Raw genomic sequence first — 21,303 nt, 5'->3', positions numbered from 1 at the left:
AGTAGTCCTGATCGTACAATTTGGCTAGAGCGCATGTATTGCTCCGGACTCGGGCCGACGTGGTAGCCGGTCGCCGGATCGAGGTCGCTGCAAGACTAGGTTCAAAGCATTTATGAACAGTTTAACCAATTGACCACATAGCGTTCTTGAGCAAGAATCTTTCTGTTGCGTCGAGTCGGATCATGTCTGAACTTATACGTACTTCCTCTATGCATGCTCTGTTAATCGCCCGTAACCCACAATGCGGAACGCGCGGAACAGCGCGAAGTCCGACCCAACGCTCGGAGCTGACGGCATGGTCGCAATCCATAGCGATGCGGCGAGTCGGATCGCAACGAAGAGCCCTGTCGTCGCCATCGTCGAGGATGACGACATCTTCCGCCAGTACCTGTCGATTTTGTTCAAGAACAACAACTGCCAGGTCAAGGAAGCATCCTGCAGCCGGGAGCTCTTCGATATTCTTGCGACCCAGGATGTCGACTGTGTCGTTCTCGACTACAACCTCGATTCCGAGAACGGGTTGGCCGTCCATGCCAGGATCAAGGAGACGATGCGGAACGTCCCGCCGATCGTGATGCTGACGGTCGAGCGGAACGAGCGGACGATCATCAAGGCGTTTCGCGGCGGCATCAGCGACTATGTGCTGAAGGACAACCTGAAATCGGACGAGTTGTTCAAGGCGGTCGACAATGCGATCGAGCGGCGGTCGCAGGCCTGCGCCCACGAGGCCGAGCTCGCGCGGCTGAAGCGCAAGTCCGAGTTCGACGACGCGACCGGTCTTTACAGCCGCGCCGCCATCGACGACCGGCTGGCGGGACTCGTCCGCAGCAAGCGCGACGGGCGCTGCGCCATCATTCTGATCGCGCCCGACGATCTCGACGCTGTTCGGGCGAAATTCGGGTTGGTCGTTGCCGACCGGGCGTTGCGCGCCTTCGTGTCGCGTCTGAAGGGATCGCTCGGCCCCTACGATATCGGCGGCCGCTACGACGACACGCGGTTCATCTCCCTGACCGACGTCGACGTGCGGTTCAAGACGATCGAGCTCACCTGTCGCAAACTCGCCCAGGATCTCGCCGTGGACGTGAACCTCGACGCCATGGGATTCCGGATCACCCCTCTGATCGGCGCCGCCATCTATCCTCTCAACGGCCGCGACATCGGCGTGGTTCTCGCTGCCGCCGAGAGTGCCCTGGAGAACGCACGGACGAGCGGAAAGGCCTACGCCATCGCTGCGGATCCGCGCAGGGTGGACGTGGCAACCGCGGCCGACCTCGTCGCGGAGGCGATGCCGGTGACGGTCCGCCCGGAGGCCGCGAGTGTCGGAGCGGGGGCCGATATCCCGGTCTGTCGCTCCGGCGACCGCCGATCGACGAGCCGCCACCGCGTGTTCAAGCAGGGCCGGATCGTCTTGCCGAACATGTGCTCGGCCATCGACTGCACCGTCCGCGACATCTCGTCGAAGGGGGCGCGGCTGCGCGTCGGCGGCCATTTCATCGCGCCGGAACGGTTCGATCTGCTGTTTCCGGCAACGGGCGAACGACGGCATGTGTTGTGTCGTTGGCAGCACGGAAACGAGTTCGGCGTTCAGTTCGTCGATTGACACCGGCGGGAGCTGCCTCATCGAGCGACGGCCAGGGTCCGCAGAACGTTTCCGACGGTCGAGATCATTCCGGTGCTCGGATGCGTTTCCGAGTTGTTAACCACTTCGGCGCCTTCGTAAGAGCGTTCCTTATCGCCTCATCCCCCGCCTCGGCCTGCCGGCATGCGACGCCGGCCCAGAACCATTGGGGATCACGTGGTCAATCCTGTCCAACCAGAGAGCGGCAGCTCCACAGCGATCCCGCCGCCGGCATCCTCGGCCGGTTCCGACGAAAGCGCATTCCTCGCCGCTCCGCTCGACATTCGAACCATCGATCAGGAGCGCCTCTACGTCGCCGCCGTCGAGTCGTCGATCCACGCCTTCATCACCATCGATTTCGGCGGCGTGATCGCCGGCTGGAGCCCGGGTGCCGAACGCATGTTCGGCTATTCGGCCGACGAGGCGATCGGGGCGCCGATCGATCTGATCTTCCCGCCCGGCGAGGTCGAGCAGGCGACGTGGATCCGCGAGATGATCCTGCAGGGCTCGCGCATCGAGACCTACGAAGCCGTCCGCGTCGCCAAGGACGGCAGGACCGTGAACGTCGTGGCCACGCTGTCGCCGATCAGGGCGGCGTCGGGCGAGATCGTCGGAATTTGCTCGATCCTGACCGACGTGACCAACCAGAGGCTCGCCGAGCAGCTCTTCGGGCTGGTGGTCGAGGCCTGTCCGAGCGGCATGATCGTGTCCGACCAGGACGGGAGCATCGTGCTGGTCAACAGCGCGACCGAGCGGCTGTTCGGCTATTCCCGCGGCGAGCTGCTCGGCCAGACGATCGAGCTGCTGGTCCCCGAACGCATGCGCTCCCGCCACACGGCCTTCCGCGGCGCGTTCGCCCGGCATGCCAAGGACGGGCGTCCGAGCCACGGACGGGTGATGCAGGCGCGCTGCAAGGACGGTTCCGAGATCGAGGCCGAGATCGGCCTCAATCCGATCCTGATCGAGGGTCGGCAGATGGTCCTGAGCGTCATCTTCGACGTCCGCGAGCGTCAGCGTATCGAGCGGATGAAGAACGAGTTCATCGCCACGGTGAGTCACGAGCTGCGCACGCCGCTCACCTCGATCACCGGATCGCTGGGCCTGCTGCTCGGCGGAGCAGCCGGTCCTCAGACCGAGCCGGCCAAGCGCCTGCTGACGATCGCCCAGGCCAACAGCCTGCGGCTCGTCCGGCTCGTCAACGACATGCTGGACATCGAGAAGATCGAGTCGGGGCAGGTCGTCTTCAATCATCAGGAGACCGACATCCGCGCGCTGGTCGAGGATGCGATCGAGGCGAACCGCGGATTTTCGGAGCAGTTCCAGGTGCGGGTCATGCTCGCCCCGGATGCTGAGTGCGCCACCGTCTGCGTCGATGCCGACCGCATCGTTCAGGTCGTCACCAATCTGCTCTCCAACGCCTGCAAGTTCTCCCCGGCCGGCGGCGAGGTCGAGGTGCGGATCGAGCGGGCGAACGGGGCGGTCCGCGTCTCGGTCCGAGACCAAGGACCGGGCATACCGGAGGAGTTCAAGCCACGGGTGTTCAGCAAGTTCGCCCAGGCCGAGAGCCCCTATACCCGGCAGAAGGGCGGCAGCGGGCTCGGTCTCAACATCGTCAAGCAGATCGTCGTCCATCACGGCGGTCAGGTCGGGTTCGCGCCGGCGCCCGGCGGCGGCACGATCTTCCACATCGATCTCCCTGCGGTTGCCGGTGGGGGGCTGTCGCAAGCGATGGCGGCCGCTTCGCAACCGCAGCGCCGGGCCATGATGTGCAGCCGCGACTTCGACGGGTCGTCGGCGCTGTGCGGTCTCGTCCGTTCGCGGGGGTTCGTGGTCGATTTCGTGGCGACCGCGAGTGCGGCGCTGGCGCGTGCCGCGCTGGGCCGCTATGCGCTGTTCGTGGTCGATCTGCCGATGCGCGATCTCGACGGGGTCGGCCTGATCCGGCAGCTCCGGATGTCCGCGCACCATGCCGCGACCCCGATCGTCGTCGCGGCACCCGGCGGGTGGGCGGGCAACGCCGATCTGCGATATGACGACCTCGGCATCGTCGGCTGGCTCGACAAGCCGGCCGACTGTACGTGCCTGGCCCGCATCCTGGACCGAATCGAGGCCGGAAAGGGAAGGCCCCGCGTGCTGCACGTCGAGGACGATCGCGCGTTTCTGGATCTCGTCGGCCATCTGCTGAAGGGGGACTTCGACGTCGTGTCGGTTGCCTCGCTGGAGGAGGCGCGTCAGGCGTTGCAGAGCGGCACGTTCGACGCGTCGCTGCTCGACCTGGGGCTGCCGGACGGCCGCGGCACCGAGCTCCTGCCGTATCTGCGCGATCGTGCCGGCAACGAGCTGCCGGTCGTCGTTCATTCCGGTTCCGGCGCCGACGAGCAGACGAGCGCCCGGGCCGAGGCCGTCGTGATGAAAGCCCCGGGCTCGATCCGCGAGCTCGTCGGTACGTTGCGGCGAATCCTCAAGCAGGATGGCTCGCACCAACGCTCCGGGGGAGAGGTCGCATGACCCGCCGCCGAATCCTGTTCTGCGACGACGATCCCGACATTCGCGAGATCATCACGCTCTCGCTCGGCCTGGACCCCACGCTCGACGTCAAGGCGTGCGCGACCGCCGGCGAGGTGCCCGCGATCGCCGCCGCATGGGTGCCGGATCTCATCCTGCTCGACGTCATGATGCCCGGCATGGACGGTCCGACGACCTTGGCGGTCCTGCACGACGACACCCGCACCAGAACGATTCCGGTCCTGTTCATGACGGCCCGCACCCAGGCCTACGAGTTCGAGCGCCTCGTTGCGCTCGGGGCCGCCGGCGTCATCGCCAAGCCGTTCGACCCGATGACGCTCGCCTCGGTCGTGAGCAGTTACATTTAGTAGATCCTATTGCGGTTTCGCGACCAGGTGTGCCGGGCCGTGCTCCGGAAGACGGTCCGCAGAAGGCGGATTCGGCTGTGGCCGTTTGGCCACGCGTCATCGCAAACCGTCGCGTCCGATCGTTATGAGGGATGCGCGCTGGTCACGGCCGCGCGCGTTTTTTGAAACGGCGACGATCGACATCGTCGAAAACAGACGAGAAACCTCGCGAAACATCCCGCAGTGCCGGATCGCGCCGTCAGATAGCCCGCCTGACCGTCGCGATCCTCACGGGGCCGGCGTAATGACCCGCACTTGTTTGTTTCTGTCGCGGAGCGGCAAACACAAACAACTGGAGAGCCGAGGTGATTCGCCATGTCTGACCGGCTGCGACGGCGCTCCGCGCTGCTCAGGAGTGGTACCGCGATGATCGCCGGCGCGGCTGCCTTGGCCGCCACGGCACTGCCGGCGCAGGCGCAATTCGCCAGTATCACCGGCTTCGGCGACAGCTATGCGGATACGGGCGGTGCGCCTGGCGGCGCGTTTCGCCTGGCAAACCGGCCCTGCATCTACGCCCCGTATTGCTCGTTCACCGGCGGCACGACCTTCGTGCAGTCGCTGCAGTCGATCTACGGCCTGCCGGGGATGACCAACTACGCGATCGGCGGTGCCCGAACCGACAACACCAACACCCTCGTCGCGCTCCCCACCATTGCCGGCGATCCGTCCAGTATCGCTCCTATCAATCCGCCTCTCGGCGGCTTTCCCTATGAACTGTGGCAATTGGCGGTCAATGGCACGCGGTTCACGGCGCGCGACCTGATCGTGCTGTCGATCGGTGGAAACGACGAGTCGTACATGACCGGTGCCGATTCGATCGCGACCGTCAACGCCCGCGCGATCCTCGCGGCGCAGAACGCGGTCTTCGGCGGCATCGCGGTCGACGGTTTCGTCACCGGTGGCGCGCAGCAACTGGTGGCGGCCGGCGCGCGCAACATCGCCTGGCTCGGGACCGGCAACTCGAAATGGTTTCCAGAACCGCCCAATGGCACGGCGTTGTCGACCACACAGCGGGACGCCTGGGCGAACACCTATCTCGAACAGACCCAGCTCATGCTGCGGCCTCTGGCGCTGGCAGGCGTTCGCATCTTCATGTTCGACTTCGGCGTTCTGCAGGAACGCGTCGCCAACAATCCCGGGATGTACGGTTTCACCAGCGCCACCAATTGCGAGGCGGGAAGTGGCACGCCCGGCGTGACGCCCGGCAGCGTCGTCGTGAACAAGGTGGGCTGCTTCTACCAGAACTCGGTCCATCCGACCGCCGCCGCGATGGCGCTGATCGCGACCTACATGGCGAACCAGATCGACGCGCCGACCACCGTGGTGCCGCAGGGCCGCATCACCACCAGCGTCGCGTCGGGGTTCGCCACCTCGGTGTTCGGGCGCCTCGACGCCTATCGGACCTTCCAGCCGTACGGGATCGGCTCCGCGATGGCGATGGCCCATGCGCCGACCAAGGCGATGCCGATCAAGGGGCCGGTGCCGATCGCGCCGGGCAGCCGGTGGTCGATGTTCAGCGAGGTCGGGTACAGCGGCGGCACCCAGGACCGGCAGTTCTATGCCGCCGGCTATGACCTCCACGCCGTCGGCGGCACGCTCGGGGTCGAGTATCGGCTCGATCCGACGGTGCGGCTCGGCGCCGTGTTCGGCTATTCCGAGCCCCACGTCGATCTCAGCGTTCAGAACGCCCGCAACAACATCAATGCCTATCAGTTCGCCGGTTACGCCTCGTACACCGACATGAACTGGTTCGCCGACGGCCTCCTCGCCTATGGTCGCCAGGATTTTGCGCTCGTTCGCAACGGCGTGATCGACACCGTTCACGGCGGCACCAGCGCCGACACCTTCACGGCCGCCGCCAAGGGCGGGTGGTTGACTGATGTCGGGCTGTTCCGCGCCGGGCCGATCGCCAGCCTCGCCTACACGCACGCCAACATCCACGCCTATACGGAAACCGGCGACAGCCTGCTCACCATGATGGTCGACCGGCAGGCGCTCGACAATCTGACCGGCGGGGCCGGCCTGCAGGTGCGCCTTCCGGTCCTGCTGAGCACCGGAGTCTACAATCCCTTCGTCAACGTCACGGCCGAGCACGATTTCCTCGGCTCCGGCCGGGTCGTGACCACCACCCAGGTGACGGCACCGCTGCTCCCGGTGCTCACCCCGGTTCCCGACGCCAGCGGCCGGACCTACGGCAAGGTCGCCGGCGGCGTCGCCGCCATCGTGGCCGGCAATGTCAGCGCCACCGTCAACGCGGCCACCACGTTCGGCCGCGAGGGCGGCAACGACTTCGGCGTCAGCGGCGGCATCAGGGTCGCCTTCTAGGCGCCCCGCGTGCGGAGCGTCCTCGGCCTGAACAACGAGGCCTCGAAAGCCCATTGATTCTGCAGCGAAGCTGCAGAATTTGGGCGCGACCGCCTTGACCCCGAATCCTGCCTCCTCTATAAGGCCGGCAACTTTTGAAGCGAAAGTGGAAGTCGATGCGCAATATTATTGCGAGCCTCATCGTAGGACGGCGCGCCATCCGGGGATCGGCCTGACCGATCCTGCCCGGGGTGGCGTGCTGTGCAAGGGGCCCTGGTGGCCCTTTTTTCATTCCTGAAGACACGTTCCCGAAGACGGCCATTGCGCCGAAACGAGACAGCAAGGCGGAGAGATCGATGACGAAGGAGATGACGGGCGCCGAGATGATCATCCAGGCGCTGATCGACCAGGGGGTCGAGCACATCTTCGGCTATCCGGGCGGCGCGGTGCTTCCGATCTACGACGCGCTGTTCCATCAGGACAAGGTCCGGCACATCCTGGTGCGGCACGAGCAGGGCGCCGTGCATGCGGCCGAGGGCTACGCCCGCTCGACCGGCAAGGTCGGCTGTGTCCTGGTGACCTCGGGCCCCGGCGCCACCAACGCCGTCACGGGCCTGGCCGACGCGATGTGCGATTCGATCCCGATCGTCTGCATCACCGGCCAGGTGCCGACCCATCTGATCGGCAACGACGCCTTCCAGGAGTGCGACACGGTCGGCATCACGAGGCCGTGCACCAAGTACAACACCCTGGTGAAGAGCATCGAGGATCTGCCGCGGGTGCTGCACGAGGCCTTCCACATCGCCGCGAGCGGCCGGCCCGGCCCGGTCGTCATCGACGTGCCCAAGGACATCCAGTTCGCCTCCGGCACCTACACCCGGCCGAAGACCTTCGCGCATCGCGGCTACGTGCCGAAGATGAAGGGCGACCCCGGGCGCATCGAGGAGGCGGTGGCGCTGATGCGCACGGCCAAGCGCCCGGTGTTCTACACGGGCGGCGGCGTGATCAATTCGGGCCTCCGTGCCACCGCGCTGCTGCGCGAGCTCGTGCGCGCCACCGGCTTCCCGATCACCTCGACCCTGATGGGGCTCGGCGCCTATCCGGCCGCCGACCCGCAATGGCTGGGCATGCTCGGCATGCACGGCACCTACGAGGCGAACTTCACGATGCACGAATGCGACGTGATGATCTGCATCGGGGCGCGCTTCGACGACCGCATCACCGGCCGGCTCGACGCCTTCGCGCCGGGCTCGCGCAAGATCCATGTCGACATCGATCCCTCGTCGATCAACAAGAACGTCAAGGTCGACGTGCCGATCCTGGGCGACTGCGCGAACGTGCTGGAGGAGATGCTGCGGCTGTGGAAGGCCCAGCCCGGCGACGTGCACGGCGCGGCGCACAAGAGCTGGTGGAAGAAGATCGACCACTGGCGGTCCCGCAAGAGCCTCGCCTACAAGGCGTCGACCGAGGTGATCAAGCCGCAATACGCGATCCAGCGACTCTACGAGCTGACCAAGGACCGCGACACCTACATCACCACCGAGGTCGGCCAGCACCAGATGTGGGCCGCGCAGTTCTACGGCTTCCAGGAGCCGAACCGCTGGATGACGTCCGGCGGCCTCGGCACCATGGGCTACGGCCTGCCGGCCGCCGTGGGTGTGCAGCTCGCCCATCCGGGCTCGCTGGTGATCGACATCGCCGGCGAGGCGTCGGTGCAGATGACCATGCAGGAGATGGCGACCGCCGCGCAGTATCGGCTGCCGATCAAGATCTTCATCCTCAACAACCAGTACATGGGGATGGTGCGGCAGTGGCAGGAGCTGCTGCACGGCGGGCGGTACTCGCAGAGCTACTCGGAGGCGCTGCCGGACTTCGTCAAGCTCGCCGACGCGTATCACGGCGTCGGCATTCGCTGCAGCAAGCCGGGCGACCTCGACGACGCCATCCGCGAGATGATCGCGGTCGACAAGCCGGTGCTGTTCGACTGCGTCGTCGATCCGGCCGAGAACTGCTTCCCGATGATCCCGTCGGGTCGCGCCCACAACGAGATGATCCTGGGTGACGCCGCCGAGAAGCTCGACGAGGCGGTCACCGAGGAAGGCCGGATGATGGTCTAGCGACATGCGACACGGTCCTCTCCCGATCGGGAGAGGGACGAGCGGATTATTTATTCGGGGCAGGGGCCTTTTTCAGATGATGTCCACGAGTCCGACCATGAGCACGCCGACCAGCACGTCGCATTATCCCTCCGCCGGCATTGCCCAGGCGATCGAGATCCACACGCTCTCCGTCATCGTCGACAACGAGCCGGGCGTGCTGGCCCGCGTGATCGGCCTGTTCTCCGGCCGCGGCTACAACATCGAGAGCCTGACGGTGTCGGAGACCGAGCACCAGAAGCATCTGTCCCGCATCACCGTGGTGACGCGGGGCACGCCGATGGTGATCGAGCAGATCATGAACCAGCTCGACCGCATGGTGCCGGTGCACCGGGTGGTCGACATGACCGTGATGGGCCGCTCGATCGAGCGCGAGCTCGCCATGGTGAAGGTGCGCGGCAAGGGCGACCACCGGGTCGAGGCGCTGCGCCTCGCCGACGCGTTCCGGGCCCGGGTGATCGACGCGACCGTCGAGAGCTTCGTCTTCGAGATCACCGGCGCGGCCGACAAGATCGACCAGTTCGTCAGCCTGATGCTGCCGCTCGGCCTCGTCGAGGTCTCCCGCACCGGCATCGTCGCCATCGCGCGGGGGCCGGAGGGGATGTGAGCCTCCGGTCATTCCGGGGCGCGGGCTGAAAGCCCGCGAGCCCGGAATCCATGCCCACCGACAGGGATTATGGGTTCCGGGCCCGGCCCTTCGGGCCGTCCCGGAACGACGGCGGTGAGGTGGACGCCCCTCGATCTCGGATATACATTGTGTATCCGAAGAGGATGCCATGAAGGTCAAGGTCTCGAAATGGGGCAACAGTCTCGGGGTCCGGCTGCCCAAGGCGGCAGCCGAGGCGGCGGGGTTGTCCGAGGGCAGCGAGGTGGACGTGGTGGTCGAGGGGCGCGAGCTGCGGCTGAAGCCTTCGGTCGCGCCGGTCGCCTACACGCGCTACCGGCTCGCCGATCTAGTCGCCGAGGCAAAGCGGCTCGGACCGGAGAACGAGCCGCCGACCGTCGACTGGGGGCCGGATCGCGGCTCGGAGATTCTGCCCGAGGATGCGTATTCGCGCGGCGAGATCACGTTCGAGGACCTGACGAGAAAAGATGCTTCCCGAAAGCGGTGACATTGTCTGGGTCGAGCTCGATCCCGTTCTCGGCACCGAGCAGGCCGGGCGTCGTCCGGCGCTGGTGCTGAGCGATCGCGCCTACCACGAGATTTCCCGCCGGTCGGTCGTCTGTCCGATCACGTCGCGGGCGAAGCCGTGGAGCTTCAATGTCCCGCTGCCGGAAGGGTTGGAAACCAGGGGTGTGGTTCTGGTCGATCAGATCCGGACCGTCGACCGGGAGCACCGCGTGTTCGGCGTCATCGAGCACGTTCCCGATCGCGTCCTGCTCGACGTCCGCGGAGTGCTGGTCGCGCTCCTCGGCCTCGACAGCGTCCCGATCGCGTCCGGCCCTTCGCCGTCCATTCCGGACGCATCGGCATAGTACTTCCGCCGGAACCGGGCTTGTCCCGGCTCCATGTACCTCTTAAGAACCCACCCACGGCAGCCCGGTCTCCGGCCTGCCGGACCCACACAACAAAGGCGGCCCGATCCGCCGAGCAGGGGAACCACCGATGCGTGTCTATTACGATCGCGACGCCGACCTCAATCTGATCAAGACCAAGAAGGTCGCGATCGTCGGCTTCGGCAGCCAGGGCCACGCCCACGCGCTCAACCTGCGCGACTCCGGCGTGAAGAACGTCGCCGTGGCGCTGCGCAAGGGCTCGGCGAGCGCCAAGAAGGCCGAGGCCGCCGGCCTGCCGGTGATGACCGTCGCCGAGGCCGCCAAGTGGGCCGACGTGATGATGATGCTCACGCCGGACGAGCTGCAGGCTGACATCTACGCCGCCGAGATCGCCCCCAACATCCGCGAGGGCGCCGCCCTGATGTTCGCGCACGGCCTCAACGTCCACTTCAACCTGATCGATCCGAAGAAGGACATCGACGTCCTGATGATCGCGCCGAAGGGCCCTGGCCATACGGTGCGGGCCGAGTACGAGCGCGGCGCCGGCGTGCCCTGCCTGCTGGCGATCCATCAGGACGCCTCCGGCAACGCCCACGACATCGGCCTGTCCTACGGCTCGGCGATCGGCGGAGGTCGCGCCGGCATCATCGAGACGACCTTCCAGGAGGAGTGCGAGACCGATCTGTTCGGTGAGCAGGCGGTGCTGTGCGGCGGCGTGGTCGAGCTGATGAAGGCCGCCTTCGAGACCCTGGTCGAGGCCGGCTACGCACCCGAGATGGCCTATTTCGAGTGCGTGCACGAGATGAAGCTGATCGTCGACCTCATCTACGAGGGCGGCATCGCCACCATGAACTACTCGATCTCCAACACGGCCGAGTACGGCGAGTACAAGTCCGGCCCGCGCCTGGTGACGGCAGAGACCAAGGCCGAGATGAAGAAGGTGCTGGACGACATCCAGTCGGGCGCCTTCGTCAAGGACTGGATGCTGGAGAACAAGGTCAACCAGGCCTCGTTCAAGGCGATGCGGGCCAAGATGGCCAAGCATCCGATCGAGGAGGTCGGCGCCAAGCTGCGCGAGATGATGCCCTGGATCAAGCAGCGCGCCATGGTCGACAAGAGCCGGAACTGACCAGGCTCGCCTGGACCGGACGCGTCCGATCCTGTTCTTGGACAAGGGCTGCCGCGAGGCGGCCCTTTTTCATGGAGTTCGCAGTCTTCGTCATTCCGGAAGCCGAGCGGAGCTCGGCTGTCCGGAATCCATAACCCCGGCCTGTGTTTATGGATTCCGGGCTCGCCGCTGCGCGGCGCCCCGGAATGACGGAGAGGTCGCAGCGCGATTCCGGTTGAATCCCCCGCCGCCTCCCGATATCGACGAACCCAACAAGGGTCCGCACACGCTCAGCGCGACCCGGGCCCTCAGGGAGGACTTTGTATGAAGCTCGCCGCATTGGCCGTCGCCGCCGTCACGGCGCTCGCCGCACTCGCCGGGCCGGCGCTCGCCCAGGCGCCCGCCGCGCCGGCGCCCGAAAAGCCGAAGCTGGTGCTCGGCGTCGGCGGCAAGAACCTGCTCTACTATCTGCCGCTGACGCTCGCCGAGCGGCTCGGCTTCTTCAAGGAGCAGGGCCTCGACGTCACCATCACGGATTTCGGCGGCGGCGCGAAGTCGCTGCAGTCGCTGATCGGCGGCTCCGCCGACGTGGTCACGGGCGCCTACGAGCACACCATAAGGATGCAGGCCAAGGGCCAGGAGATCCGCGCCGTCGCCGAGCTCGGCCGCTTCCCCGGCATCGTGCTCGCGGTGCGCAAGGACAAGGCCGCCCAGGTGAAGTCGTTCAAGGACCTGAAGGGCATGAAGATCGGCGTGACGGCGCCGGGCTCGTCGACCAACTTCTTCCTCAACGCGCTCTTGGCCAAGGACGGGCTCAAGTCGACCGACGTGTCGATCATCGGGATCGGGGCCGGCATGTCGGCCGTCGCCGCCATGAAGAAGGGCGACATCGACGCGATCTCCAATCTCGATCCGGTCATCACCAAGCTGGTTCAGGACGGCGACGTGGTGGTGATGGCCGACAGCCGCACCGAGGCCGACAACGAGAAGCTTTTGGGCGGCAACAATCCGGCCGCCGTCGTCTATCTCAAGACCGACTTCATCGAGAAGAATCCCGAGACCACGCAGCGCATCGTCAACGCCTTCTACAAGACGCTCAAGTGGCTGCAGACCGCCACGCCCGACGATGTCGCCAAGGCGGTGCCGGAGGAGTACCACCTCGGCGACCGCAGTCTCTACATGGCCGCCTTCACGGCGTCGAAGCCGATGTACTCGACCACCGGCATCATCCCCGAGAAGGGCATGAAGAACGCCCTCGACATGCTGGTGCAGTTCGACGACGAGATGAAGGATGCCAAGATCGACCTCAAGCGCACCTTCGACGACCGCTTCGTCAAGAAGGCCGCCGCCGCGATGTGAGGCGTCATCGTCCGCTCGTCCCCGCCTTCGCGCTACGGGATGCACACATCGCTTGCCATGCATGAGAGCGTCATGCGCGGGCTCGACCCGCGCATCCATCGATTTTCGCAAAAATGCTTTGTTCGCAGGATGATGGATCGCCGGGTCAAGCCCGGCGATGACGACGGTGGGGAAGGCGCTCTTTTTGCCGTACCACCAGATGGTCTCGACAAAACGAGATCTGTGTATGCCGTGGCGCGCAGGCGGGGACCCAGGAGCGGCACGGCAGGGAGCCCTGGATGCACGCTTGCGCGGGCATGAGCGGAGGTCGTGGCTGCGCTCTTGCTCGCGAAGGGGCCGCCACCTCCATCCGCCCCACCTTGAAGGGTCCGTGGCCTCATGGTTCGAGACGCGGCCTTCGGCCGCTCCTCACCATGAGGGGAGAATTGGTGCCGGGCCGCGCCTGCAGGCGACACGCTTGACCTCTCCGGCTGGGCGGGCGACAGGTCGAAGCGCCGCGCAAAAAAGAACGCGGCATCCGGGTGAAGGGGTCGGCGACCCGCGGCCGGAACCCCCAATGACGGACCCGGAATGTACACCCCCCGCCTCACTCTGCCGCACGTGCTGCTGGCGCTGCTCGTCGCCGCCATCTGGGGCGTCGCCTTCGTCTTCACCAAGCTCGGGCTGGACAGCTTCTCGCCGCCGCTCTTGACCGCGCTGCGGTTCGCCGTGTCGGCGCTGCCGCTGCTGGTGGTTCCGCGCCCGCGGATCCCGTGGCGGCTGACGATCGCACTCGGCCTGACGCTGTTCGTCGGCCAGTTCATGTTCCTGTTTCTGGGCATCACGCACGGCATTCCGCCGGGCCTCGCCGCCGTGATCCTGCAGACCCAGTCGATGTTCACGGTCGCGCTGGCCGCGGCGATCTTCCGCCAGTATCCGACCGGCCGGCAGACCGCGGCCCTCGCGGTCGCGGCGGCCGGGCTCGCCTGCATCGCGGCGACCGTCGGGGAAGAATTCGACGCCACCGCGCTCGGCCTGATGCTGCTCTCGCCGTTGAGCTTCGCGGTCGGCAACCTGCTGCTGCGGCGGGTCGGCCACGCCGACATGGTCGCGCTGATGTCCTGGCTCAGCCTGGTGCCGCCGCTGCCTTGCTTGGCGCTGGCGCTCGCTCTCGACGGGCCGGAGGCGATCGGCCACAGCCTTGCCGCGGCGCCGTGGATCGCCTGGGTGTCGGTGGTCTTCCTCGGCTTCGCCGGCACCACCATCGCGTTCGCGGCGTGGGGACAGCTCCTGCGCCGCTATGGCGTGGCGACCATCGCGCCCTTCGCGCTGCTGGTCCCGTTCATCGGGGCGGTGGCGTCGAGCCTTGTCTTCGGCGAGCAGTTCGGTCCGCTGCGGCTCGCCGGCATGGGGCTGGTGCTGGCCGGGCTGGCCGTGCTGCTGGTGCCGTCGTCGCGGCGTCGAACCCGGTCCACCAGACCCCCGGCCTGATCCCACTACGAAACCGGGCGCTGCTTCGCCGTGAACCGGCGGCGCCCGCCGCTCGACCCATGACAGGCCCGGCCGTCCGGCCTGGACACGAGAGCGCGTTCGGCGAACGGGAGGCCGGTCTTGCGTCGGAACGCGCTGAACATCGGAGCCGGGGCGTTTTCGTCACGCGAGTCGGTCGCCACTTTGCTCGAGAATGCTCTCATGGATCGAGCCATGACCCCGGACCTCGCGGCGGCGATCGCAGGCGCGTACCGCGTGTTCGGGCGATACCGGATGAGCGGCGCCGTCACGGTCTGCCGCTGCAATGTCTGCGTCGGCCCGGACGACGCGCGGGCGTTGTCGATCCTGCCCCTGACGTCGATCTCGTCGTCGCTGCTCGCGCAATACACCCACTCGGCGCACGAGTGGGACGACGACGTCGCATACGAGTTCCGGTATTTCCTCCCGCGCTACCTGGACTTGATCGCCGCAGGCGACGCGCCCTCGACCACCGGGGCCGAGATCTGTCTCGAGCGGCTGCATCGCGCCGACTACCGGAACGCCTGGCCGGCGGCCGAGCGGGACGCCATCGACGCCTTCTTTCTGGCGCAGCTTCGCGCCGACCTGCTCACGCCTCCGCTGCTCGATGCGACCGGCCTGCCGGCCTGGCACAGCGATCCCGCCGAGGACACGCTGTGCATGGCGGCGCATGCGGGCGGCGACGTGGCGCCGCTTCTGGCGGCCTGGGACGCCGAGCGCGGCCGCCTGCCGGTCTTGCACATCGCCGTTATGGTCGCGACCGCGGACTGGATCGGTAACCGGCTGGCCAACCGGGGCTGGGTGGGCCTGCCGCGGCCGCACGTGGAGGCGGCCCACGACGCGGTGATGCGCTGGCTGCTGCGGCCCGCGACGCGCGACCGCCTGGAGGCGGCGTGCCTGGACGAGCAGGACGACGGTGCCGCGGCGCTTCTGTCGCTGGCCGAGACGATCGTGGCCGGGCGACTTCCGCCCGCCTGAGCGGCTGATTTGCTTTGCGCCGCGACGCCCTGTAGGGGTTCCGGACCCATCCGCAACACGCTCGTCCAGCATGAACATTCTCTCGATTCAATCGCACGTCGCCTTTGGCCATGTCGGCAACGCCTCGGCTGTGTTCCCGCTGCAGCGGCTCGGCTGCGAGGTGTGGCCGATCCACACGGTGCAGTTCTCCAACCACACCGGCTACGGCGCCTGGAAAGGCCGGGTCTTCGACGGCGGCATGATCGGCGAGCTCCTGGAGGGCATCGCCGAGCGCGGCGCGCTGCCGCGTTGCGACGGTGTGCTGTCCGGCTACATGGGCGGCGCCGACATCGGCGAGGCGATCCTGGACGCGGTGGCAAAGGTGCGGGCCGCCAATCCGGCCGCGCGCTACTGCTGCGATCCGGTGATCGGCGACGTCGGCCGCGGCATCTTCGTGCGTCCCGGCCTTCCGGAGTTCATGCGGGCGCGCGCCGTGCCGGCGGCCGACATCATCACGCCCAACCAGTTCGAGCTCGAATACCTGGCCGACCGCACCACCGGCACGCTCGCCGACGCCGTGAAGGCCATCGATGTCGTGCACGTGCTCGGACCGAGCGTGATCCTGGTCACGTCGTTGCACACCGACGAGACGCCGGCCGACGCCATCGATCTCCTCGCCTCCGGCCCGGACGGCCGCTTCCGCCTGCGCACCCCAAAACTCGACATCTCGATCAACGGTGCGGGCGATGCCATCGCGGCGTTGTTCTTCTTCCATCACCTGTCCACCGGCTCGACCGCCGAGGCTTTGTCGCGCGCCGCGTCGTCGATCTTCGGTCTCTTGAAGCGCACCGTCGAGGCGGGCTCGCGCGAGATCCTGACGGTCGCGGCGCAGGACGAGTTCGTGACGCCGTCGCGCGTCTTCACGGCGGAACCGGTGTGATCGCCATGGCACGACGCTTCGTCACGCTGGACGTGTTCACGTCACAAATATTCGCAGGCAATCCGCTCGCCGTGGTGCTCGATGCCGAGGGCCTCGCGCCTGACGCCATGCAGGCGATCGCCAAGGAATTCGCGCTGTCCGAGACCGTGTTCGTGCTGCCGCCGGAGAACCCGGCTCACCGGGCGAAGCTGCGCATCTTCACGCCGGCCCGCGAGCTGCCGTTCGCCGGCCACCCGACCGTCGGCACCGCGGTGCTGCTCGGCCGGCTCGACGGCGGCGCGGGCGTGCGCGATCTCGTCGTCGAGGAGGCGGTCGGGCCGGTGCGCTGCCGGGTCGAGCCGCTGGATGCCGCGCGCGGCCGCGCGCGCTTCGATCTGCCCCGGCTGCCGGAGCCGGTGGCGGGTGTGGTCGATGCCGGTGCGGCGGCTGCTGCGCTCGGCCTGTCTCAGAACGACATCGGCTTCGACAGTTTCGTCCCCGAAAGCTGGTCGGCAGGCGTCGCCTTCACGCTGGTGCCGCTGAAAAGCCTGGACGCGGTCGGCCGCGCAAAGCCCGACATGCGCCACTGGGGCGCGGCCTTCGGCACGCAAGGGCATTCGGCCGCCTTCGTGTTCAGCCGCGAGACCGCCGAGCCGGGCCATGCCTTCCACGCCCGCATGTTCGCGTCGAGCTTCGGCATCGGCGAGGACCCGGCGACCGGCGCCGCGGTCGCGGCCTTTGCCGGCGCGGTGGCGCGGCACGGCGGGCTTTTGGACGGCGACCATGATCTGGTGATCGAGCAGGGTTTTGAAATGGGCCGCCCGAGCCGCATCGTGCTGTCGCTCGCGCTGCGCGTCGGCGTGCTGACTGCGGCCGCGATCGGCGGCGAGGCCGTGGTGGTGAGCGAGGGGCGGCTTCTCGCTTGACCCCGATCGTCGCTTGACCTGTCGTCGCCGCTCGGTCACCAAGCCCGCATGATACCAGCCGTCACATGCTCCGACTCGTCATACGCGGGCTCGACCCGCGTATCCATCTCTAGAAGAAACCTTATTTTCAGTAGCTTGATGGATGGCCGGGTCAAGCCCGGCCATGACGCGAGGGGGCGAAGCCAACGAGGGCTGGTATGACCTCTTCGGCGCTGACCGTGTTTCCCTGCGAACGCCTGGACCTGACGCTCGAGACGAGGGCGTGGCGGTTTGCCGACACGCGCCGCGCCGAGATCGACGCGCATTTCGAGAATTTGCGGCGCGGGCTGCCGCATGTGTGGAACGGCCGTGTGCTGCTGATGCGCGAGCATGCGCTGGCCGACGGCGTATTGCGCGGAACGTTTTTCGAGACCGACTTCGCCAGTTTCCTGGCGTGGCGCGACTGGAGCTTTCCCGACACCGGCGTCACCAATGCCTTCGCCATGGGGGCGCTGCGCTCATCCGACGGTGCCTTCCTGCTCGGCGAGATGGCGGCCGGCACAGCCAATGCGGGAAAGGTCTACTTTCCCTGCGGCACGCCGGATCCAAGTGACGTTCGCGACGGCATGGTCGACTTCGCCGGCAGCATTTTTCGCGAGGTGCGGGAGGAGACCGGGCTCGCGCCCGACGACTACGACGCGGGACCATGGGCCATGGTGCCGGCCGGTCCGCGCCTCGCGGTGATCCGCGTGCTGCAAGCTCGCCTCCCGGCCGATGCGTTGTGCGACAACATCCGCGCCCATATCGCCGGCGAGACGCATCCCGAGCTCGCCGCCATCCGCGTGGTGCGCAGCCCGACCGATCTCGACGACACGATCCTGGATTTCGTCCAGGCCTATCTGCTGCACGCTTGGCGGTGAGACGCGCGTTCTTCCGACCCCTCCCCGAGAGCGCTGAAAACGCCGAAACGGCTGTCGCGGGTCTGTCATGGGCCGCCGCTACCTTGGTGAAAACGTTTACATCGACGTCGACACCGCCGAGCCAGCATGCCCGCCGCCACCACCATCAAGGACGTCGCCCGCCGCGCGCGCTGCTCGATCGCCAGCGTCAGCCGGGTGGTGAACGACTCCGGCCCGGTGAGCGGGCCCTTGCGCCAAAGGATCGCCGCGGCCGTCGCCGAGCTCGACTTCAGCCCGAGCGAGGTCGGGCGTAGCTTGGCGCTGAAGCGCTCGCGCACCATCGGCGTGCTGGTCCCCAGCGTCACCAATCCGGTGTTTGCCGATTGTCTCGCCGGCCTGCAGGACGCCGCCCGCCGGGCCGGCCATGCCGTGCTGATCGCGCAGTCGAATTACGAGGCCGGCCGCGAGGCCGAGGCCATCGCGCCGCTGATCGCCGAGCGGCCCGCCGGCCTGGTGCTGACCGTGTGCGACCCGGCGTCGAGCGAGGCGCGCCGCCGCGCCGCCGCGGCCGGCATCCCCACCGTGCTGCTGTTCAACGAGCCGGCGCCGGCCGTCGGCACGGAGATCGATGTCGAAGCGAATGCCGGCGGCGGCGCCGTCGTCACGGTCGACAATCGCGGCGCCGGGCGCGAGCTGGCCGCTGCCGTGCTGGCGCGCGGCCATCGTCGGCTCGCCTTCGTGGCCGGCCGCTTCGAGTCGTCCGACCGCGCCCGCGCCCGGTTCGAGGGATTTCGCGACGCGCTGACCGCGGCCGGCCTGCCGGTCGCACCGCCGATCGAGATCGACTTCCTCGACGGCGCCGACCACATCGACCTCACCGAGGTCTTGGCCCGCCTGCAGCCGACCGCGATCGTCGCCTCCAACGACCTGCTCGCCATCGGCGTGATGGCGGCGCTGCGCCGCCACGGCCTCGCGGTGCCGCAGGATGTCTCGGTCGCCGGCTTCGACGGCATCGCCATCGGCCGGCTGATCGCGCCTTCGCTCGCCACCGTCGAGTGGCCGGCCCGCGCCATGGGCACGGCCGCTGCCGCCATGCTGCTCGACCTCGTCGGCCCGCGCGGCGGAAAGCCCACCGCGGCACGCACGCTTCGCCTTCCACACCTGATCCGGCCCGGCGGCACGCTCGCCGACGCCCCCGTCACCTCATGCCTTCCACTGGAGACCTCCCCATGACGACCCGCCGTATCCTCCTCGGCTTCGCCGCCGCCACGCTTCTCGCCGTGCCGACCGCCTTTGGCCAGAGCGGCACGGCGATCTGCTACAATTGTCCGCCGCAATGGGCCGACTGGGCCTCGATGCTGAAAGCCGTCCAGCAGGACCTCGGCATCGCCATGCCGCACGACAACAAGAACTCCGGCCAGGCGCTGTCGCAGCTCCTCGCCGAGCGCGCCAATCCGGTCGCCGACATGGCCTATTACGGCATCACGTTCGGCATCAAGGCCAAGCACGAGGGCGTCACCGAGGCCTACAAGCCGGCGCTGTTCGACCAGATCCCGGCGGGCCTGAAGGACCCGGACGGCCACTGGTGGACCGTGCACCAGGGCACGCTCGGCCTGCTCGTCAATGTCGATGCGCTGCGCGGAAAGCCCGTGCCGAAGTGCTGGGCCGACCTGACCAAGCCCGAGTACAAGGGCCTGGTCGGCTATCTCAACCCGACCTCGGCGGCGGTCGGCTATGTCGGCGCCGTCGCCGTCAACCTCGCGCTCGGCGGCACGCTGCAGAATTTCGAGCCGGGGCTCACCTACTTCAAGCAGCTCGCCGAGAACGATCCGATCGTGCCGCAGCAGACGTCCTATGCGCGCGCCGTCTCGGGCGAGATCCCGATCCTGCTCGATTACGACTTCAACGCCTATCGGGCCAAATACACCGAGAAGGGCAAGTTCGAGTTCGTCATCCCGTGCGAGGGCTCGGTGTCGTTCCCCTATGTGATGACGCTGGTGAAGGGTGCGCCGCATCCCGCCGAGGCCAAGCGCGTGCTCGACTATCTCCTGTCCGACAAGGGCCAGCTCGTGTGGACCAACGCCTATCTGCGCCCGGCCCGGCCGATCGAGATGCCGGCCGAGGTCGCCGCGAAGTTTTTGCCGAAGTCCGACTACGCCCGCGTCAAGGACATCGACTGGGGCGCCGCCGAGCAGGTCCAGAAGGCGTTTTCGGATCGCTACCTCGCCGAGGTGCGGTGACTAGAATTGCTGTCATTCCGGGGCGCGGGCCGCAGGCCCGCGAGCCCGGAATCCATACTCACAGACAGGGATTATGGATTCCGGGCAGCGCCGCTCCGCGGCGCTTCCGGAATGACGAAGGTAAATCCCGATGACCCGTCGCTTCGAGTTTCTGCTCCTGCTGCCGGCCGGCGTGTTCGTGCTCGCCTTTCTGCTGGTGCCGATGGCGGCGCTGGTGCCGGTCGCCGGCTCCGGCCGGCTCGGCTGGAGCGCCTATCTGGCCGTCGTCACCGAGCCGCGCTATCGCGCCACCATGATCTCGACCCTGGTGGTCGCCGCCGCGACCACCGCCCTGACGCTCGCCATCGCCACCGTGGCGGCGCAGTTCCTCGCGAGCCGGCGCTTTCCCGGACGTGATCTGTTGGTCGCCATGCTCACCTTTCCGCTGGCGTTTCCCGGCGTCGTCGTCGGCTTCATGGTGATCCTTCTGAGCGGGCGGCTCGGCCTGGTCGCGCAGGCGAGCGAGGCTCTGTTCGGCGAGCGCATCGTCTTCGCCTATTCGCTCGGTGGCCTCCTGGTCGGCTATCTCTACTTCTCGATCCCGCGCGTGATCCTCACCGTGATGGCCGCCGTGGAGAAGCTCGATCCGGCGCTGGTCGAGGCGGCGCGCTCGCTCGGCGCCGGGCCGTTCCGCATCCAGCGCGACGTGGTGCTGCCGGCGCTGGCGCCGGCGCTGGTCGCCGCCGGCGCGCTGTGCTTCGCCACCGCCATGGGGGCGTTCGGCACCGCCTTCACGCTCGCCACCCGCATCGACGTGCTGCCGATGGTGATCTACACGGAGTTCACGCTGGGCGGAAACGTCGCCATCGCGGCGGCGCTCTCCATCGCGCTCGGGCTCGTCACCTGGCTGGCGCTGGCGCTGGCCCGCAACGCGACCGGCGCCGTCGCGGCGGCGGGCTGAG

Annotated in this window: 18 protein-coding genes; all 18 read left to right on the top strand. The window is 67.6% G+C overall.

What is annotated here, in order from left to right:
• Nucleotides 1-295 precede the first annotated feature (295 nt).
• The 18 genes from HXX10_RS17155 to HXX10_RS17070 all read left to right on the top strand — a co-directional run bounded on the left by HXX10_RS17155 (nucleotide 296) and on the right by HXX10_RS17070 (nucleotide 21,302).
• Nucleotides 296-1,600 (top strand): response regulator, encoded by a 1,305-nt coding sequence (locus HXX10_RS17155; protein ID WP_296524006.1) that lies wholly within the window; start codon nucleotides 296-298, stop codon nucleotides 1,598-1,600.
• 195 nt (nucleotides 1,601-1,795) lie between these two features.
• Entirely contained in the window at nucleotides 1,796-4,126 is a 2,331-nt protein-coding gene (locus HXX10_RS17150; protein WP_296524005.1) for a PAS domain S-box protein, read from the top strand.
• A complete protein-coding gene (locus HXX10_RS17145; protein ID WP_296524004.1) occupies nucleotides 4,123-4,491 on the top strand; it encodes a response regulator in 369 nt (122 codons plus the stop codon). Before HXX10_RS17150 ends, HXX10_RS17145 begins: the two co-directional genes overlap by 4 nt.
• A 354-nt stretch (nucleotides 4,492-4,845) precedes the next feature.
• Nucleotides 4,846-6,855 (top strand): autotransporter domain-containing protein, encoded by a 2,010-nt coding sequence (locus tag HXX10_RS17140; RefSeq protein ID WP_296524003.1) that lies wholly within the window; start codon nucleotides 4,846-4,848, stop codon nucleotides 6,853-6,855.
• Between the two features lie 335 nt (nucleotides 6,856-7,190).
• Nucleotides 7,191-8,951: an acetolactate synthase 3 large subunit gene (locus HXX10_RS17135; RefSeq protein ID WP_296524002.1), complete on the top strand. Its 1,761-nt coding sequence runs from the start codon at nucleotides 7,191-7,193 to the stop codon at nucleotides 8,949-8,951.
• A gap of 97 nt (nucleotides 8,952-9,048) precedes the next feature.
• Entirely contained in the window at nucleotides 9,049-9,597 is a 549-nt protein-coding gene (gene ilvN, locus HXX10_RS17130) for an acetolactate synthase small subunit (RefSeq protein WP_296524001.1), read from the top strand.
• A gap of 169 nt (nucleotides 9,598-9,766) precedes the next feature.
• Nucleotides 9,767-10,102, top strand: a complete 336-nt coding sequence (locus tag HXX10_RS17125; protein ID WP_296524000.1) for an AbrB/MazE/SpoVT family DNA-binding domain-containing protein — start codon at nucleotides 9,767-9,769, stop codon at nucleotides 10,100-10,102.
• Nucleotides 10,083-10,466: a type II toxin-antitoxin system PemK/MazF family toxin gene (locus HXX10_RS17120; protein ID WP_296523999.1), complete on the top strand. Its 384-nt coding sequence runs from the start codon at nucleotides 10,083-10,085 to the stop codon at nucleotides 10,464-10,466. The genes HXX10_RS17125 and HXX10_RS17120 overlap by 20 nt, the downstream gene beginning before the upstream one ends.
• 130 nt (nucleotides 10,467-10,596) lie before the next feature.
• Nucleotides 10,597-11,616 (top strand): ketol-acid reductoisomerase, encoded by a 1,020-nt coding sequence (ilvC, locus tag HXX10_RS17115; protein ID WP_296523998.1) that lies wholly within the window; start codon nucleotides 10,597-10,599, stop codon nucleotides 11,614-11,616.
• Between the two features lie 303 nt (nucleotides 11,617-11,919).
• The gene (locus HXX10_RS17110) at nucleotides 11,920-12,954 is read left to right on the top strand and encodes an ABC transporter substrate-binding protein (RefSeq protein WP_296523997.1); all 1,035 of its coding nucleotides are present in this window, start codon (nucleotides 11,920-11,922) and stop codon (nucleotides 12,952-12,954) included.
• Nucleotides 12,955-13,524: 570 nt separating this feature from the next.
• Nucleotides 13,525-14,424 carry an EamA family transporter gene (locus HXX10_RS17105; protein ID WP_296523996.1) on the top strand — a complete coding sequence of 300 codons (900 nt, stop codon included), beginning with the start codon at nucleotides 13,525-13,527 and terminating at the stop codon, nucleotides 14,422-14,424.
• Between the two features lie 213 nt (nucleotides 14,425-14,637).
• A complete protein-coding gene (locus HXX10_RS17100) occupies nucleotides 14,638-15,420 on the top strand; it encodes a hypothetical protein (protein WP_296523995.1) in 783 nt (260 codons plus the stop codon).
• Between the two features lie 70 nt (nucleotides 15,421-15,490).
• A complete protein-coding gene (gene pdxY / locus HXX10_RS17095) occupies nucleotides 15,491-16,339 on the top strand; it encodes a pyridoxal kinase PdxY (protein WP_296523994.1) in 849 nt (282 codons plus the stop codon).
• Nucleotides 16,340-16,344: 5 nt separating this feature from the next.
• Nucleotides 16,345-17,244 (top strand): PhzF family phenazine biosynthesis protein, encoded by a 900-nt coding sequence (locus HXX10_RS17090; protein ID WP_296523993.1) that lies wholly within the window; start codon nucleotides 16,345-16,347, stop codon nucleotides 17,242-17,244.
• 197 nt (nucleotides 17,245-17,441) lie between these two features.
• A complete protein-coding gene (locus HXX10_RS17085; RefSeq protein WP_296523992.1) occupies nucleotides 17,442-18,143 on the top strand; it encodes an NUDIX hydrolase in 702 nt (233 codons plus the stop codon).
• A gap of 126 nt (nucleotides 18,144-18,269) precedes the next feature.
• On the top strand, nucleotides 18,270-19,355 hold the full coding sequence (locus tag HXX10_RS17080) for a LacI family DNA-binding transcriptional regulator (protein ID WP_296523991.1): 1,086 nt from the start codon (nucleotides 18,270-18,272) through the stop codon (nucleotides 19,353-19,355).
• Entirely contained in the window at nucleotides 19,352-20,362 is a 1,011-nt protein-coding gene (locus tag HXX10_RS17075; protein WP_296523990.1) for an ABC transporter substrate-binding protein, read from the top strand. The genes HXX10_RS17080 and HXX10_RS17075 overlap by 4 nt, the downstream gene beginning before the upstream one ends.
• Before the next feature lie 130 nt (nucleotides 20,363-20,492).
• The gene (locus HXX10_RS17070) at nucleotides 20,493-21,302 is read left to right on the top strand and encodes an ABC transporter permease subunit (RefSeq protein WP_296523989.1); all 810 of its coding nucleotides are present in this window, start codon (nucleotides 20,493-20,495) and stop codon (nucleotides 21,300-21,302) included.
• The last annotated feature ends 1 nt before the right edge of the window (nucleotide 21,303 follow it).

It is taken from the genome of Rhodoplanes sp. (assembly GCF_013377085.1).
Taxonomy (GTDB): Bacteria; Pseudomonadota; Alphaproteobacteria; order Rhizobiales; family Xanthobacteraceae; genus Rhodoplanes.
Note: the sequence above shows the minus strand (reverse complement) of the source record. Positions and strands in the feature narration are given on the sequence as shown.